The sequence below is a fragment of the Plantactinospora soyae genome (assembly GCF_014874095.1).
In the GTDB taxonomy this organism is placed as follows: domain Bacteria; phylum Actinomycetota; class Actinomycetes; order Mycobacteriales; family Micromonosporaceae; genus Plantactinospora; species Plantactinospora soyae.
In genome coordinates, this window is sequence record NZ_JADBEB010000001.1 from 1,680,323 (window position 1) to 1,694,815 (window position 14,493).

Annotated in this window: 15 protein-coding genes; 9 read left to right on the forward strand and 6 right to left on the reverse strand. The window is 71.0% G+C overall.

All coding sequences use genetic code 11. The features are described from left to right. Window positions 1–39 precede the first annotated feature (39 nt). Complete coding sequence (locus tag H4W31_RS07475; protein WP_192765990.1) at window positions 40–426, forward strand: hypothetical protein; 387 nt, start codon at window positions 40–42, stop codon at window positions 424–426. 7 nt (window positions 427–433) lie between these two features. Next, entirely contained in the window at window positions 434–796 is a 363-nt protein-coding gene (locus H4W31_RS42575) for a hypothetical protein (protein WP_225945425.1), read from the forward strand. Window positions 797–949: 153 nt separating this feature from the next. On the opposite strand, the gene H4W31_RS07485 is transcribed toward H4W31_RS42575, so the two are convergent. Next, window positions 950–1,813, reverse strand: a complete 864-nt coding sequence (locus tag H4W31_RS07485; RefSeq protein WP_192765991.1) for a LysR family transcriptional regulator — start codon at window positions 1,811–1,813, stop codon at window positions 950–952. 155 nt (window positions 1,814–1,968) lie between these two features. Here H4W31_RS07485 and H4W31_RS07490 point away from each other — a divergent pair, with 155 nt between their 5' ends. Continuing rightward, window positions 1,969–2,601, forward strand: coding sequence for a dihydrofolate reductase family protein (locus tag H4W31_RS07490; protein WP_192765992.1), 633 nt, complete (start codon window positions 1,969–1,971; stop codon window positions 2,599–2,601). 234 nt (window positions 2,602–2,835) lie between these two features. Next, window positions 2,836–3,501 (forward strand): excalibur calcium-binding domain-containing protein, encoded by a 666-nt coding sequence (locus H4W31_RS07495; RefSeq protein WP_225945426.1) that lies wholly within the window; start codon window positions 2,836–2,838, stop codon window positions 3,499–3,501. 31 nt (window positions 3,502–3,532) lie between these two features. On the opposite strand, the gene H4W31_RS07500 is transcribed toward H4W31_RS07495, so the two are convergent. Next, on the reverse strand, window positions 3,533–4,006 hold the full coding sequence (locus tag H4W31_RS07500) for a hypothetical protein (protein WP_192765993.1): 474 nt from the start codon (window positions 4,004–4,006) through the stop codon (window positions 3,533–3,535). Window positions 4,007–4,185: 179 nt separating this feature from the next. On the opposite strand from H4W31_RS07500, the gene H4W31_RS07505 reads away from it, so the two are divergent. Together H4W31_RS07505 and H4W31_RS07510 are read left to right on the forward strand one after the other, a co-directional pair. Beyond that, entirely contained in the window at window positions 4,186–6,321 is a 2,136-nt protein-coding gene (locus H4W31_RS07505; protein ID WP_192765994.1) for an MMPL family transporter, read from the forward strand. A 79-nt stretch (window positions 6,322–6,400) separates the two neighbouring features. Then, window positions 6,401–6,922, forward strand: coding sequence for an SRPBCC family protein (locus tag H4W31_RS07510; protein ID WP_192765995.1), 522 nt, complete (start codon window positions 6,401–6,403; stop codon window positions 6,920–6,922). A 63-nt stretch (window positions 6,923–6,985) separates the two neighbouring features. Here the strand turns inward: H4W31_RS07510 and H4W31_RS07515 are convergent, their stop codons facing one another. From H4W31_RS07515 to H4W31_RS07530, 4 genes are all read right to left on the reverse strand, one after another. After that, window positions 6,986–9,160, reverse strand: a complete 2,175-nt coding sequence (locus tag H4W31_RS07515) for an FUSC family protein (protein WP_192765996.1) — start codon at window positions 9,158–9,160, stop codon at window positions 6,986–6,988. A 91-nt stretch (window positions 9,161–9,251) separates the two neighbouring features. Further along, window positions 9,252–10,118, reverse strand: a complete 867-nt coding sequence (locus H4W31_RS07520; protein ID WP_192765997.1) for a transglutaminase domain-containing protein — start codon at window positions 10,116–10,118, stop codon at window positions 9,252–9,254. Window positions 10,119–10,200: 82 nt separating this feature from the next. Beyond that, on the reverse strand, window positions 10,201–10,929 hold the full coding sequence (locus H4W31_RS07525; protein WP_192765998.1) for a DUF2786 domain-containing protein: 729 nt from the start codon (window positions 10,927–10,929) through the stop codon (window positions 10,201–10,203). Window positions 10,930–11,146: 217 nt separating this feature from the next. Beyond that, window positions 11,147–11,536 carry a hypothetical protein gene (locus tag H4W31_RS07530; RefSeq protein WP_192765999.1) on the reverse strand — a complete coding sequence of 130 codons (390 nt, stop codon included), beginning with the start codon at window positions 11,534–11,536 and terminating at the stop codon, window positions 11,147–11,149. A gap of 171 nt (window positions 11,537–11,707) precedes the next feature. On the opposite strand from H4W31_RS07530, the gene H4W31_RS07535 reads away from it, so the two are divergent. The 3 genes from H4W31_RS07535 to H4W31_RS07545 all read left to right on the forward strand — a co-directional run bounded on the left by H4W31_RS07535 (window position 11,708) and on the right by H4W31_RS07545 (window position 14,267). Beyond that, window positions 11,708–13,066 (forward strand): ABC transporter substrate-binding protein, encoded by a 1,359-nt coding sequence (locus tag H4W31_RS07535; RefSeq protein WP_192766000.1) that lies wholly within the window; start codon window positions 11,708–11,710, stop codon window positions 13,064–13,066. Window positions 13,067–13,192: 126 nt separating this feature from the next. After that, window positions 13,193–13,822, forward strand: a complete 630-nt coding sequence (locus tag H4W31_RS07540; RefSeq protein WP_192766001.1) for a hypothetical protein — start codon at window positions 13,193–13,195, stop codon at window positions 13,820–13,822. 196 nt (window positions 13,823–14,018) lie between these two features. After that, the gene (locus tag H4W31_RS07545) at window positions 14,019–14,267 is read left to right on the forward strand and encodes a hypothetical protein (protein ID WP_192766002.1); all 249 of its coding nucleotides are present in this window, start codon (window positions 14,019–14,021) and stop codon (window positions 14,265–14,267) included. Window positions 14,268–14,493: the final 226 nt, after the last annotated feature.

Below are 14,493 nucleotides of genomic sequence, written 5' to 3' on the forward strand. Positions count from 1 at the left end.
GCTCGGCGTCGTGCGCCGCCGCATCGCCCGGTCCGGGCGATGAGCATGGCGTCGGACCACCCGGACGGGTACGTCAGCGACACCGCACACCGGGTCATCGGCGAGCACGTCACCGGGCCCTGCCTTCAGTGCCAGCACCGCCGGTGCCGGCTGCTGGAGTGGGCCGTGAAGACCGTGGTGACGTCGCTTCAGCCCGACCAGCAGGTGCCGCTCGACCAGCGCCATCCGCTGACGTTGGCGGCCCGCCGGGTCGCCGAGGTCCACTGGCCCGGTGGGGACGGGCGGTGCACTCCCTGCCGTCGTGCGGACTGTGAGCCGGGCGGCCTCGCGTTGACGTGGCTCAATGCGATCAACGACCCGTGGTCGCCGACACTGGCCTCGGCGCCGTCCGTGGTGACGCTGCGCCAGATCACCGGCATGGACTGATCCGGCGATGATCCTGCCGAGCGCCGGGGACCTGGTGCTGATCGACGGCCGCGCCAGCGTGCAGTTCGCCGGGGACCGGGCGCTGCGGATGCGGGTCCAGTCGGTCGACCGCCGGCCGACGTACTACGGCTGGTGCTGGATCACCGGCTACGTCCTCGACCAGTACGGCGACGCCGTGGACCGGCGCGAGGTGTATGTGCAGATCGCCGGGCTGCGGCGCCTGGTGCCACGGACAGCTACCCGTGCGTGGGTGGGTGGTCCGCCCCGGCCGGATGTACGGCCGGCCGGGGCGGGCGCTACCACACCGCCGCAGGATCAGGCGGCTGTCCACAGGGCGACGACTTATCCACAGCGCGGCAGTCTGGTGTAGCGGTCGCGGCAACGACCGGGCAGGCTTCCGGCTGTCGGCGATGCCGCCTCAACGAGCGGTGATCAGCGGAAACGCGGTCACCGCTCCTTGTTTGGCGCCCCGTGTCATGGCTGCCAACCACACTGGGCGGTCCCCAGCTTCAGATGCGGAACGTCACGACGGTAATGCCAGGATCTCGATCAGCGCGGTGGTGGCAGGAGGGTCCGGCGGCTCGCCGTACGTGGCGGCATAGATCTGGCGGGCGTTGTCGGTGAGCCGTGTGGCGTGGACCCCCGGCGATTGGTGCGCACGTAGCGCGAGTCCGTTGACGATCGCGACACCCATTCCGGCTGCGACCAGCGCTTGGGTGATGACCGTGTCGTCGCAGAAGTAGGCGATGCGTGGCGAGAAGCCGGCGCGCTCGCACGCGGTGATCGTGGCGGCTCGACAGCGGTCGCAGCCGCCGACCCAGGCGGAGTTCCGGTGGTCTTCGAGACGCTGATCGGGTCGGTCGCTGACGAGGTAGAGCGGATCGTCCAGCAGGTGGGTGAGTCGGAATCCGTCCGCCTCGTCCGGAGGAGTATCGGCGTTCCGGAAGATCAAGGCGATGTCGACGTCTCCCGCACGCAGCATCCGCAGGCCATCGGCCGGATGGGCGTCGACGATGTTCAACTCGATTCCGGGGTACGACCGGGACAGCGCGGCGGCGGCCTTCGGTACCAGGGTGCTGAGGACCGTCTGGAAGCCGGCGAGTCGTACTCGTCCGGCCCGAAGTCCCATGTGGGCGGCCAGCTCGACGGACGCGGCGTTCAGTCGTCCCAGGATCTCCGTCGCCCGCTGCGCCAGCAGATTCCCTTCGGGGGTGAGCCGGATCCCGCGCCCCACCCGTTGGACGAGTTTGGCTCCGGTGGCGGCTTCCAGTCGCCCCAGATGGTGGCTCACCGATGGCTGGGAGTAACGCAGTTCCTTCGCGGCTGCGGTCACCGATCCATGCCGGGCGACCGCCTCCAGCACCTTGAGCTGGGTCAGATTCAGCACGTATCAAGTTTATCTATGGGATCTGAGCAGAGTTGGCATTAGACGTCATGACATTGCGGCTGCCAACATCGCTGCATGACCGGGTCGATGCCGTGATCAATCCCGGTGTCCGCTCCACCTGAGAAGACGGCCCCGACATTCCAGGAGGCACCAACATGTCGCTCGTCCGCGTCCAGAACTTCTCCATCTCGCTCGACGGCTTCGGCACCGGCGAAGGTCAGAGCCGCGAGGCACATTTTGGGCACGCCGGGGACAGGCTGCACGAATGGATGTTCGGCACCCGGTGGTGGAAGCCCGGCGGCAGCGGCGGCATCGACAACTCCTTCGCGCAGCAGTTCGATGCCGGGATCGGCGCGGAGATCATGGGTGCCGGAAAGTTCGGCCACCCCGGGTGGCACGAGGACCCGGAGTGGAAGGGCGCGTGGGGCTCCAACCCGCCCTTCCACACCCCGGTCTTCATCCTCACCCACCACCCGCGCCCGTCGATCGAGATGGACGGCGGCACGACGTTCCACTTCGTCGACGCGTCGCCCGCCGAGGCGCTGAAGGCCGCCCGCGAGGCTGCCGGCGACCAGGACATCCGCCTCGGCGGAGGGCCTACCATGATCCGCGACTTCCTTGCCGCCGGGCTCGTCGACCACATGCATCTCGCGGTGGTCCCGATCCTGCTCGGCCGGGGCGTACGGCTCTGGGACGGGCTGGAGGGCATCGAGAAGGACTACCAGGTGGAGGCCACCGCCTCGCCCAGCGGAGTCACCCACCTGACGTTCACCCGTACCGGGGTCTGAGAACCGTTTTGCCACTGATGCGCCGGTATCCGACTCCACCTGGCCGGCGGCGCGACGCTCCGCACAGTCGACTGTGCGCACCCGTGCGGCCCGGCGTCCGACCAGGACGTCTCAGGACCACCGACGCAAGGCTGGCCGAGGTGGCCGACCCTCGGCCAGGTGACCGACGGTCAGTGGCCCCTCACGACTGATCAAGCGGTGTTCGGAGCGTACGCACAACGCCACACTGCGACAATGTCGTATCCACCACCGCAGGACCCCTGGGCACAGCGACCGCCCGTCGCCCCGGGCCAGCATGCCGGCCGCCCGCCACACCAGCCCCGGCCGCAGCAGCGGTCGGGACACTGGTTCACCCGGCTCGGCCTCCCCCAACAGCTCGGCATCAGTGTGCTCGGCATCGTCGTCATCGCCTGCTGCGGCGTCTCCACTCTCGCCGTACTCAGCCCCGGCGACGGCGACAAGGAGCCGGCGGCGGCACCGGCCACCACCACACCGAGCCGGACCACACCGCCCGCCGTGACGGCCACCGCGCCGGACCCGACCCCGGTGACGACGACCGCCAGCCCACGGCCGACGAAGACCGCCAGCAAGGCCGCCCCGAAACCGGTCTACTACGGCTCCTGTACGGCCGTACGGAACGCGGGAAAGGCGCCGCTGCGAAAGGGGCAGCCCGGTTACCGGTCCGCCCTGGACCGGGACGGCGACGGCCGGGCCTGCGAGTCGTCGGAGGGACCGGCACCCGGCACCGGCGACGAGGACGAGGACGACGGCGGGTCGTCGAGTGTGTACTACAAGAACTGTGCCGCCGTCCGGGCCGCCGGTGCGGACCCGATCCGGCGTGGTGACCCCGGGTACGGCCGCCACCTGGACCGCGACGGCGACGGCGTGGCCTGCGAATAGGTCAGCGGCTGAGCACGTGAGGTCCGGCCGCCTATGACCGGCCGGACTTCACCTGCTGCCGAAGTTGGGTCAGGTCGTTCGCCAGCAGGGCGAAGACGGCGAGCAGGGCGGCGAGCCCGGTACTTGTGGCGATGGCGAAGGCGCGCTCCTCGCCAGCGGGGGCCAGCAGCACACCGAGCACCGCCGCGACGACCGCCGCCGCCAGCATCAGGATCCGGCCGATCCGGGCCAGCACGACCGCGCGGGCCAGCGGAAGTGGGTCGGGCCGACCCGGGTGCAGCCGGCGGCGGGCGTACAGGGCGGCGGCCGCGACCAGGGCTCCGCCGAGGACCCCGCCCAGTCCGACGACCATCCAGGGCACCCCGATCGGATCGGCGCCGGTGTGTCCCGCCGAGATCCCGGCCCGGAGCACCAGGCCGGCCACCAGCACCGCCAACAGGTACGACGACACGATCACGAGCAGTCGACGCCGGACGACGCGACCCTGGGACGGAGAACGTGCCATGGCGAACCTCCTGCCGACGGTCGAGCACTGTCGGCGCCCGGCCGGGCCGGCACGCGCGAACCAGAGTCTCCGGTCGATGGTAGTCCCGATGGGGTTCCGACCCTGCTGGTCTGACCGGCACTCAGCCGGGGTACAGGGCAGTTCCGAGGCACGCGACGCGGGCGAGGCGGAGGATCGGCATGGCTGGGTGGACGGACTGGGTACTCCGGCACCGCCGGACGGTGGTGCTGTTCTGGCTGGTCCTGACCGCGCTCGGCGGCGCCCTGGCCGGCCGTACCGTCGACGCGCTCGGCTTCGAGTTCGCGCTGCCGGGACAGCCCGGCTACGAGGCCAACCGGGAGATCCTCCAGCGGTACGGCACCGGCGGCCCGTACGACCCGCTGGTGCTCACCGTGACGGTGCCGCCGGACCGGTCGTTGCGGGAACCGCAGGTCCAGCAGGAGTTCTCGGCCGTGGTCGAGCGGGTCAGGGGCGCGCTGCCCGGTGCCCGGGTGCTGGCGTACCCCGGCACCGACGATCCGGCGCTGCTGGCCGACGGTGGGCGGACCACCCTGGCGCTGATCTACCCGAGGCCGGTTCCCGGACCCGAGCCGTACGCCCAGGCACTGCCCGTACTGGAGTCGGTTGCCGGTGGCGCCACCGTCGCGGGTGCGCCGGCCCAGGTGACCGGGATCGAGGCGCTCAAGAGCGCGACCGGTGAGGGCGACCGGGGCGTACTCGTCGAGGTTCTGCTCGGGGCCGGCGGCGCGCTCGTCGTCCTGGCGCTGGTCTTCGGGTCGCTGCTGGCCGGTGTACCGCTGCTGGTCGCGACGGTGTCGATCCTGACCTCCTTCCTCTGCCTGCTCGGCCTCACCGCCGTCACCGACGTGTCGTTCGTCGTGCAGTACCTGGTCGCCCTGATCGGGCTGGGTGTGGCGATCGACTACGCGTTGCTGATCGTGATGCGCTGGCGGGAGGAACGCTCGCACGGGGTCGACAACGTCGACGCGGTCCGCACCGCGATGCTCACCGCCGGCAGGTCGGTGGTGTTCAGCGGGGTCACCGTCGCGGTCTCGCTGGCCGCGCTGATCGTGGTGCCGGTGCCGTTCATGCGGGGCATCGGGTACGGCGGCCTGCTCATTCCGCTGCTCAGCGTCGCCGTGGCCACCACCCTGCTGCCGGTGCTCCTCGCCCGGTTCGGTCCCCGGCTGGAATGGCCGCGGCACGCGCCACGCGACCCGCGCAGCGCCCGCTGGGCCCGGATCGCCACCGCGGTGACCCGCCGGCCGGTGCTGGCCGCCACCGCCGCCACGATCCTGCTGCTCGCGCTCGCGGCGCCGGTGCTGACCCTGCGGCTCGGCTCCCCCGCCGTCGGCTCGTACCCGACGGCTGACGCGGCCGGGCAGGCCAACGCGACACTGGCCGACGCGGGCGTACCGCCGGGTGCGCTGCGCCCGGTCGAGGTGCTGAGCACCGATCCCGACGCAGTGGTCGAGCGGCTGCGGGACCTGCCCGGGGTTGCCGCGGTGCTGACGCCGACCGGCCCCGGCTGGCAGGTGGCGGACACCGCGCTCGTACAGGTCTGGACGGCCGGGGACCCGGCGGGCAGTGCCGGCGCCGCCACCGTCGACCGGATCCGCTCCGCAGTGGACGGTGTCCCGGGTACCCGGGTCGGCGGCAGCGCGGCGGAGGACGTCGACCTCGTCTCCGCCCTGTACGACAACACCCCGGTCGTACTGTCGGTGATCGTCGTACTGACCCTGCTCCTGCTGGCCCGGGCCCTGCGCTCGGTGGTACTGCCGATCAAGGCGCTGCTGCTCAACGTGGTGTCGATCGGGGCGGCGTACGGGGTCACCGTGCTGATCTGGCAGCACGGCTGGCTCACCCAGGCCCTGTTCGGTACCGAGCCCAGTGGCGCGATCACCGCCTGGGTGCCGATCGCGGTCTTCGCCTTCCTCTTCGGACTGTCGATGGACTACGAGTTGTTCATCCTGGCCCGGATCCGCGAGGAGTACGACCGGCACCAGTCCACGAACCGGGCCGTCGTGGACGGCATCTCGTACACCGGTCGACTGGTCACCTCCGCGAGCCTGATCCTCTTCCTGGCGTTCGTCGCCCTCTCCACGGTGCCGACGGTCGAGGTCCGGATCCTCGCCACCGCACTGGCCCTGGGCATCGCGATCGATGCGGTGGTGGTCCGGAGTGTGCTGGCTCCGGCCCTGGTGACGTTGCTCGACCGGGCGAACTGGTGGCTGCCGGCACCGCTGGCAAAGCTGCTGCGTACCGCACCTGAGCAGGGTACGGAGCCGGAGCCGGTGTCGACGGTCCATCGATGATCTACCGCTCGGCGCAGGGATCGACCGCCCGTCGATCCAAAGATGCACAGCTCTATAGCAGCCGGTATCGTCCGGGCCTATGGGACAGGAGACCACGAACGCCTCCGATGTCCGGCAGGACTCGACCAAGTACTCCGTGCGCAGCACCCTGCGCGTCCCGGGCCCGGTCGACCGGGCCTTCGCCGTGTTCACGGACCGCCTCGCGGACTGGTGGGTGAAGGAGTACACCTGGTCCGGGCCGCAGAATCTGGCGAAGATCGGCTTCGAGCCCGGTGTCGGCGGCATGGCGTACGAGATCGGGCCGCACGGCTTCCGCGCCGACTGGGGACGGGTGCTGGACTGGCAGCCACCCCGACGGTTGGTCTTCAACTGGCAGATCGGGCCGGACCGCGCCCCGGTACCGGACCCGGCGCAGAGCAGCGTCGTCGAGGCCCGGTTCGCGCCGCAGGCCGACGGCACCACCCTGGTCGAGGTGGAACACCGCGACTTCGACCGGCACGGCGAGGCCGCCGAGGGCTACCGCGAGGCGCTCACCGCCGGCTGGCACGAACTGCTCTCCCGGTACGCGGCGACGGTCGAAAGCGGCGACGACGAGGACTGAACGACCCACGTCAGGCGGGTCGACCAGCCGTTGGGCCGTTCAGCCGTAGAACCGCTCAGCAGGTCAGTCTGTTCGCCGGGCCGGTTGGATCAGGTCGAGGCTGTCGCCGGCGCTGGTCAGCCACACCTCCACGTCGACCAGGTTCAACGCCGCCGCGCGGGACTCACCGCCATCCAGGGCCGCCCTCAGCCGGTCGGGGAAGTCGTCCGGCGGCGGTGGTGGTGCTGCCCGCTGGTCGAGTCGGCCGGCCCGCAACTGGCGGGCGAGGTCGCCGTACCGCTGCCGTAGCCGTCCGGTGTACTCGTCGAGCGGTCCGGCGGCGTCCGCGACCCGGGGCAGTCTGGCCCGCGCGCCACGGTGCAGCCGGGACTCGGCGCCGAGGTACAGCCGATTTCCGGCGGTCAGCGCGGCCTGCCAGTTCACCGGCGGCAGCTTCGGGTCGTGACGCTCCATCTGGTACTGGAAGAACGAGGCGTCCGCGAGCACCGACGCCTGGCGCGCCTCGGTCAGGGCGTCCTGGCGGGACTCCCGTCCGGTCAGCAGCCGGGTCGCCTCCTGCGCCGCGGCGGCGCTCACCTCCAGGTACCGGGCCATGGCCAGGCGCAACTCGCCACTGCCGCCCTTGGGCCAGAGCAGCAGGCCGGCGAGCACCCCGACGGTGGCGCCGATCGCGACGTCCAGCAGCCGGGCCCCGGCGAGCTGCAGGCTGGCCGGGCCGGCCTGGGCGAACACCAGGATGAACAGCACCGTGAAGAGGGACTGTCCCCAGATCGGCGCAAGGAGTGGACTGACCGTGAACGTCAGCACGATGAACACCGGCAGGGCCACCAGCAGGACCTGCGGGGTCCGGGCCGCCGTCAGCAGCAGGCTGCCGACGGCGGCGCCCAGCAGCGTGCCCAGCAGTACGGGACGCAGGGCGGTCCGGGTGTCGACGGCCGAGGTCCGCATCAGGGTGAGGATCGCGAGCAGTACCCAGAACCCGTGGTTGAGGTTCAGGAAGCCGGCGATCACCCGGGCGGCGCCGAGGGCCAGGGCGACCCGGACCGCTCCCTGGAGATAGACCGAGCGGGTCGTCAGGTGGTACCTGAACTGCCACCAGTAGAGGGCGAACGGGGACCGCCGGGCGTACCAGAACTCGTCCCGGTCCAGCACCTTCGGTGATCGGCCCGGCGGTGGCAGTCCGACGGCGAGCCGGGCGGCGATCCCGAACGCCACGGTGGTGTCGGCGACGTGCAGGACCACGGCGTCCAGCCGTAGCCGGGGAATCGCGCTGCCGTCCTCCCCGGCCGGTGCCGCCGTCGGTCGCTCGTAGGTCTCCCTGATCCGGGTCTCCAGCCCGGCCAGCTGCTCCAGGCCGATCGGTGCCGCCCCGCCCCGCAAGGTCCGACCGGCGTCCCGGACGATGTCGGCCACCTGGCGCAGCAGGCGGGCCAGTTCGTCGTCCTGGAGACCTCCGATGACGCCACACACCCGGTTCGTCTGGTCCAGCACCTGGCGAAGCAGCATGTCACCGTGGCGCAGCGCCCGGTCCCGGGCGGCGGCCGACGCGGGCCGCCCGGCCGGGGGAAGATTCGGCAGCCAGATCCCTTCCAGGGCCCGGGTCGCGTCCGCCCGCCGCCGGGCCAGCTCGGCATGATCCACCGAACCTCCCGCCGGCAGCTCGGCCGCCAGCTCCAGGTACCGACCCAGTACGGCGGCCACCCCGGCGAGCCGCTCCCGGTAGCCGGGCGGCGCCCGGTCCGGCCAGAGCACCAGTTCCGCCACGATGAGCAGCGCGATGCCCAGCGTCACACCGGCGAGTCGGGACGGCAGCGTCCCCGGTGCGTACGGCGGAAAGGAGGCCGCGATGTAGAACAGTTGGAGCCCGGTGGCGAGCCCGAGCGCCCGTGGACCGGCGACCCCGGCGAACGGAACGACGAACCCGACCAGGAGCATGCCGGCCACCGCCGTCCAGGTGTCGACGGCCAGGAACGAACCGACGGCGACCAGGACCCAGGCTGCGGGTAGCGCCATGAGCAGCGCTCGGGCCTGCTGCACCGGGCTGCCGGGAAGTTGCGAGATGAAGCCGGTGGCGATCGCGCCGAACAGTGTGTAGAGCCCCAGCAGGGGGTCGTCCAGGCCGTACCTGCCGCCGAAGAGTCCGGCGGCGGCGACCAGCGACAGCCGGGCGCCACGGCGGAGGACCCGATATCCCGGGTCCCGCCGACGCAGCCAGTTCACGAACCCAACCCTGGTCATGGGTGCCTTCCGCCGCTGCACACCGAGATTGGCCTCTGACCGAGCCAACGGAGATCAGTACGGCGGCGTTACGCGCCACGCCTGGGCTGGCTCAGCGCGGTTCGCGTACGGAGTGCACCAGGCTGAGGTCGGCGGGCGGCCACACCTGCGGCGTCGCCTCCCAGGCGGTACGGACGGCAACCGGATCGGCGTACGCGATCGAGGCCAGCCGGTCGACGAGGTCGAGGTCGATCGCCTCGTCGCGCAGGCCCCAGTCGCGCATCGCCGCCCAGAAGTCCCAGGGCAGCATCTCGACCTTGTTGAGGGCGGCGAGGTCCCTCACCACGCTGGCGGCGATGAACCAGGCCCCGGAAGCCCCGTCGATGCCGAACCGGGCCGGATCGACCCGACCGGCGCGGTACGCCCGCCAGGCATGGGCGGCGGGCCAGAAGTCCGCCTCCGGTACGTCGTCCGGATCGATCGCCACCTGGCCGAGCTGGACCCGGTCGAGTTGGGCGTCGACCCGGACCCAGCGTCGACCGGTCCACCGTTCGGTGATCCAGTGGTCGTCCCAGAAGCCCTCGTCCGGGCTCGAACGCCGGAAGTAGGCGGCGAATCCGCACCGTACCCGGGAGGGAATGTGCCGGGCCCGGAGCAGGGCGCAATAGAGCACGGCGAAATGTCGACAGACGCCGACCATCCGCTGCTCCGGCCGACGATTTCCGGCAATATCCGCCGACCGGCCCAGGACGACGTCCAGGATTTCGTCGGCCGGACGGATATTCAGTTCGGCCTCCCGCGCCGCCCCGGCCGGAACGGGAGGCGTGGCGTCGTACGCCCCGCTCCAGCCGACGTGCTGGATCAGTTCGGCGGTGATGGCACGCAGCTCGCGGGGGTCTGCGGGCAGTCCGGTCAGCACTTTCGCGTGTCGCTCCACATTGGTGAGATCGCCGGGAGCGGCATAGAAATCCAGTTCCATGCGAAGCAGGCTAGGAAAATCAGCCCCTAATTCGCAACATTTACCACGGATGATTGTTTTGCCGGCCGGAGCGAGCAGAAATTCAATTCGTTCGTCGGGTCGGCGGGGACAGTGGCGCGGACCGGGCCGAACGCAGGCCGGTGCCGCCGAGATCGGCCCGCTGGCCCGCCGCCGCACCCTGGTCCAGACCGCCACCGAGCAGGCGCCGCCGTGCCGCCGTACGGAGTCGGGGATAGGTCTCGGCGAGCCGCCGCTCCACCCGCGCCGACCGGTCGGCCAGCACCAGCGCCAGGGATGGCACCGATCCCGAGGACGGGGTCGAGGCGGCCGCCTCCTCCGCCCTGCGCAGCCGATCGGCGACCGTTCCGGCGAAGCCCGCCAGCCAGGAGCGACGGAACGCCGCCGGATGCTCGCCCGACGGCACCCGCGCGGCCGACAGCCCGTGCGCGGCCTGGACCAGCAGTGAGGTGAACAACACCTCCACCCGTTCCAGGTCACTGCTGAAGCCGAACAGGTGCATGACGAAACCATCGTCCCCGCGTCGGCGCACCGTCCGGCAGCGCAACGCGTCCGCGACTCCGGCCAGCAGACCCGCCTTGTCCAGGGCGTACGGCGCGGGCACGTCGACGACCCGGTCGCCGACCGGATCGGTGGCCGGATCGCGGGCGGCCAGCAGAGCACGGTCCACGCCGTACCGGGCGATCAACTCGGTCGCCTTGGCGGTGAACGCCTCTGCCTCGGCCGCCGTACAGGCCCGGTCCTCCGCCTTGGCCAGCAGTTTCCGGATCTTGCTGAGCATCGCGTCGGACATGCACCACAGCTATCACAACGGACCGACCGGTGCCCGCTGGACAAACCGGATGAGGGTCATGCAAAGATGGTCATCGATGAGCAGGGGAACCGGGGGCGCCCACCACCGTACGGTCCGCGATCGAGACCGCGCCGTCGAATCGAACGGCGCCCCGCCGCCATGCCACCGCCACGGTCGATCGTCCGGCGCGGTGCCGGAGCGTGGCGACCGCCGGAGGCTATCCGGCGCGGTGCCGGATGGTGGCGACGGCGGAGCCGGCGAGGGTCAGCAGGCAGTCCGGCAGTTGCCCGTCGGCGATCGCGGCTCCGAAGAGCGCGGCACCGGTGTCGCCGTCGGAGTTCGCGTACGCGCTGACGAACCGGGCCACCCAACGGGCGTCGTAGCCGGCCTCGTCGATACCCGGGAAGTCGAGCGTCCACGCCCCTCGCGGTACGCCGTCACCGACCATCGTCGCGGCCAGGCACCAGGCGACCTCGTAGGCCCCGGCGACGCCGGACCGGTCGACCACCGCATCGAACGTGCCGACCACGGCGTCGCTGTCACCGGCCAGCGCGGAAGTCAGCACCGCGGTGGCGTCATCGAGCGTCTCCTGCGGAACGTCCGTCACGAGCGGAAGGGTATGCCGCCAGGTCAAGCTGTGTCCGACAAACCGCCCGACCAGTACCTATCTCGGATGATATTGCCCGCCCTCGACAGGTTGGCATTCGCCCGCAGGCACGGTTCCGGAGCCAGGCACGCTAATGTGCGCAGCGGATCTCCGGGGAGGAAGGACGACCCAATGCTCGTATCACGCGGCCCACGCCGCGCCGCTCTGACCGCCGCCGCCTGTGCCGCGCTGCTGCTTGCCGGCTGCGGTTCGGATGGCGAGGGCGAGGCCGCGCAGCCTCAGCCGACCCAGGTGCGCCTGTACGGCACCGACGGCAACATGCAGAACTCCTTCGCCGCGGAGTTCGACCAGCAGACCGGTCTACTCAAGGGAATGAAGGGCACGACGCCGCTCACCCCGCTGTCCGATGACTTCAAGGAGCGGCTGCGGAAGCTGAACTCGAAGCTCTCCGACTACCTCTACTCCGCCGAGTCGTACGACGCCGTCGCGATCAGCGCGCTCGCCGCCCAGCTCGCCGGCTCGACCGACTCCGCCGAGATCGCGAAGCAGATCATCGGGGTCACCACGGGCGGGGAGCGGTGCGACTCGATCGCGGCCTGTCTGCGGCTCGCCCGCAACGGCACGGACATCGCCTATCGGGGCGTCTCGCTCAGCCGGGGCGGGTTCACCGACATCGGTGAGCCGTCGACCGCGAGCTACGCGACCCTGCACTTCGGCAGCGACGAGCAGCTCGACGACGGCAAGACCGAGTTCCTCGGTGCCGGCGACGAGTCCTCCGCCAGCGTGAAGCGGCCGCCGGCCGGCAAAAAGCAGACCAAGGCCATCGAGGAGAGCAGCGGTGCGCCACTGAAGCTCGGCGGCCTGCTGCCCCGTACCGGTGACCTGGCGCTGGCCTACCCGCCGATGGCCGCGGGCGTCGCACTGGCGATCAGCGAGCTCAACGGTGCCGGTGGCGTACTCGGCGAGGACGTGGCCTGGGTCGACGGCGACGACGGGACGAACCCGAACACCGCCAAGGCGACCGTGGCGAAGCACGTCGACGCGGGTGTGCACGTCATCATCGGCGCGGGCGCGTCCGGCATCTCCCGGGCGGTACTCCCCGACGTGGTGGCCGCCGGTCTGGTGCTGTTCTCCCCGAGCAACACCGACGCCGGGCTGAGCACCATCGACGACAAGGGGCTGTACTTCCGTACCGCGCCGTCGGACATCCTCCAGGGCCGGGCACTCGCGGACATGATCCTCCGGGACGGACCGCGCCGGATCGCCCTGGTCGCCCGGAAGGACTCGTACGGCGAGGGCCTGCAGGGCAACGTCCGTGCCGAGTTGGAACGCGCCGGACACGGCTCGGAACAGGTCCGCCTGTTCAGCTACGACCCACCACCCAACCCCGACTCGCCGCCGGTCAACTTCGCCGCCGGGGCGCAGGAGATCAAGCAGTTCGGCGCGGACGCGGTTCTGATCATCGGTTTCGGTGAGTCGTCGAAGGTCATCGAGGCGCTCGCCACCGCCGGGGTCAGCCTGCGGGAGTGACCGGCCGCCCCGGCCCGGGGCGGCAGAGTGGCACACTTCCGGGAGTCGCCGGACGGTGTCGTACCCCTAGCGTTGCTGGCATGCCGGCGGGTTCGCCGGACACAGCGGCATCCGGGGAGGTACGACATGAGTTACGACGGTGATCCCAGTCTGCTGGGCGACGATCTTCCCGAGCAGGAGGCGCCCGGGGTCGACGAGCAGCACGGCCTCGGGCCGGCGTTGGACCTCGGTGCGGATCCGCTCTCGTCCGAGCGGGTCGGGGCGTACGAGCCGCCGCCGGTCACGTCCGTCGTCACGACCTACGCCGACGGTACGACCGAGGTGGCCAACGACATCGACGGCGACGGCTACGCCGACATGCTGCAGTTCGACGTGAACGGTGACGGTACGGCCGACGTCACCTACCAGGACACCGACTGGGACGGCCGGCTGGACACCGTCGAGCAGGACTCCAACCTGGACGGTCGGGTCGACCAGGTGATCGAGGACGCGAACTCGGACGGCCGGATCGACTCGATCGTCACCGACACGAACCACGACGGCACCGTGGACCGGGTGGTCTCCGACGCCGACTTCGACGGCCGGCCGGACACCTGGCTGACCGACACCGACCACGACGGGCGCCCGGACCAGATCCGGACGGACCTCGACGAGGACGGCAAGGCGGACCGGCTGCTGGTGGACACCGACCACGACGGCACCGTGGACCAGGTCAACTACCACGACCGGGACACCAATCCGTACGTCACGAACTGATCCGACATTCCGCCCCAGTGGCGACGTTGTTCGGTCCGTCCGCCCCCTGGCCCTGGCATGTTCGGGGCCACGCCGGGGTAGTGGGTGATGGCACAGTCAGGTATGCGGATCCGGGAAGCTCCCGTGGGCGTCCGGGGCGGCACGGAGATCGAGTGTTCCGACGTGGCCAGTACTTCAGCTGACGGAAGGGCAACAGATGAGCGAGTCGCAGGAGACCGTCGACACGCGCGGTGACGAACGGATCGAACTGCTCCGGGCGGACACCAACCAGGACGGCAAGACCGATGTCTGGGTGGTGGACACCGACGGTGACGGCAAGGCCGACCTCTTCCAGTTCGACACCGATGGCGACGGCAAGGTCGACATCACGATGGTCGACTCCAACGAGGATGGCACGCCGGACGAGGTCGTGGACGGCGACGGCGGGCATCCGCCCCTCGCCTGACCCGCGTCGCCGGGCCGACCCTGGAATGCTCGGCGGTCATCCTGGCGGCCGGTCGAACGCCGCAGCGGCGGCTTTTCGGGTACGACACCCGGGAAGCCGCCGCTGCGGCGTTCAGCTGGGTCGGCCCCCGCGCCGATGGGACAGTGAGCCACTTCTCCGGACCGGCGGCGCCCCTCGGACAACAAATTGATCTCGATCGGATCAGCAACAGGTCACGAAGTCGTCT

Excerpts from the sequence above, each read along its gene's own strand:
- H4W31_RS07475 (WP_192765990.1), top strand. The coding sequence starts at position 40 with ATGAGCATGGCGTCGGACCACCCGGACGGGTACGTCAGCGACACCGCA.
- H4W31_RS42575 (WP_225945425.1), top strand. The coding sequence starts at position 434 with ATGATCCTGCCGAGCGCCGGGGACCTGGTGCTGATCGACGGCCGCGCC.
- H4W31_RS07490 (WP_192765992.1), top strand. The coding sequence starts at position 1,969 with ATGTCGCTCGTCCGCGTCCAGAACTTCTCCATCTCGCTCGACGGCTTC.
- H4W31_RS07495 (WP_225945426.1), top strand. The coding sequence starts at position 2,836 with ATGTCGTATCCACCACCGCAGGACCCCTGGGCACAGCGACCGCCCGTC.
- H4W31_RS07500 (WP_192765993.1), bottom strand. The coding sequence starts at position 4,006 with ATGGCACGTTCTCCGTCCCAGGGTCGCGTCGTCCGGCGTCGACTGCTC.
- H4W31_RS07505 (WP_192765994.1), top strand. The coding sequence starts at position 4,186 with ATGGCTGGGTGGACGGACTGGGTACTCCGGCACCGCCGGACGGTGGTG.
- H4W31_RS07510 (WP_192765995.1), top strand. The coding sequence starts at position 6,401 with ATGGGACAGGAGACCACGAACGCCTCCGATGTCCGGCAGGACTCGACC.
- H4W31_RS07515 (WP_192765996.1), bottom strand. The coding sequence starts at position 9,160 with ATGACCAGGGTTGGGTTCGTGAACTGGCTGCGTCGGCGGGACCCGGGA.
- H4W31_RS07520 (WP_192765997.1), bottom strand. The coding sequence starts at position 10,118 with ATGGAACTGGATTTCTATGCCGCTCCCGGCGATCTCACCAATGTGGAG.
- H4W31_RS07525 (WP_192765998.1), bottom strand. The coding sequence starts at position 10,929 with ATGTCCGACGCGATGCTCAGCAAGATCCGGAAACTGCTGGCCAAGGCG.
- H4W31_RS07535 (WP_192766000.1), top strand. The coding sequence starts at position 11,708 with ATGCTCGTATCACGCGGCCCACGCCGCGCCGCTCTGACCGCCGCCGCC.
- H4W31_RS07540 (WP_192766001.1), top strand. The coding sequence starts at position 13,193 with ATGAGTTACGACGGTGATCCCAGTCTGCTGGGCGACGATCTTCCCGAG.
- H4W31_RS07545 (WP_192766002.1), top strand. The coding sequence starts at position 14,019 with ATGAGCGAGTCGCAGGAGACCGTCGACACGCGCGGTGACGAACGGATC.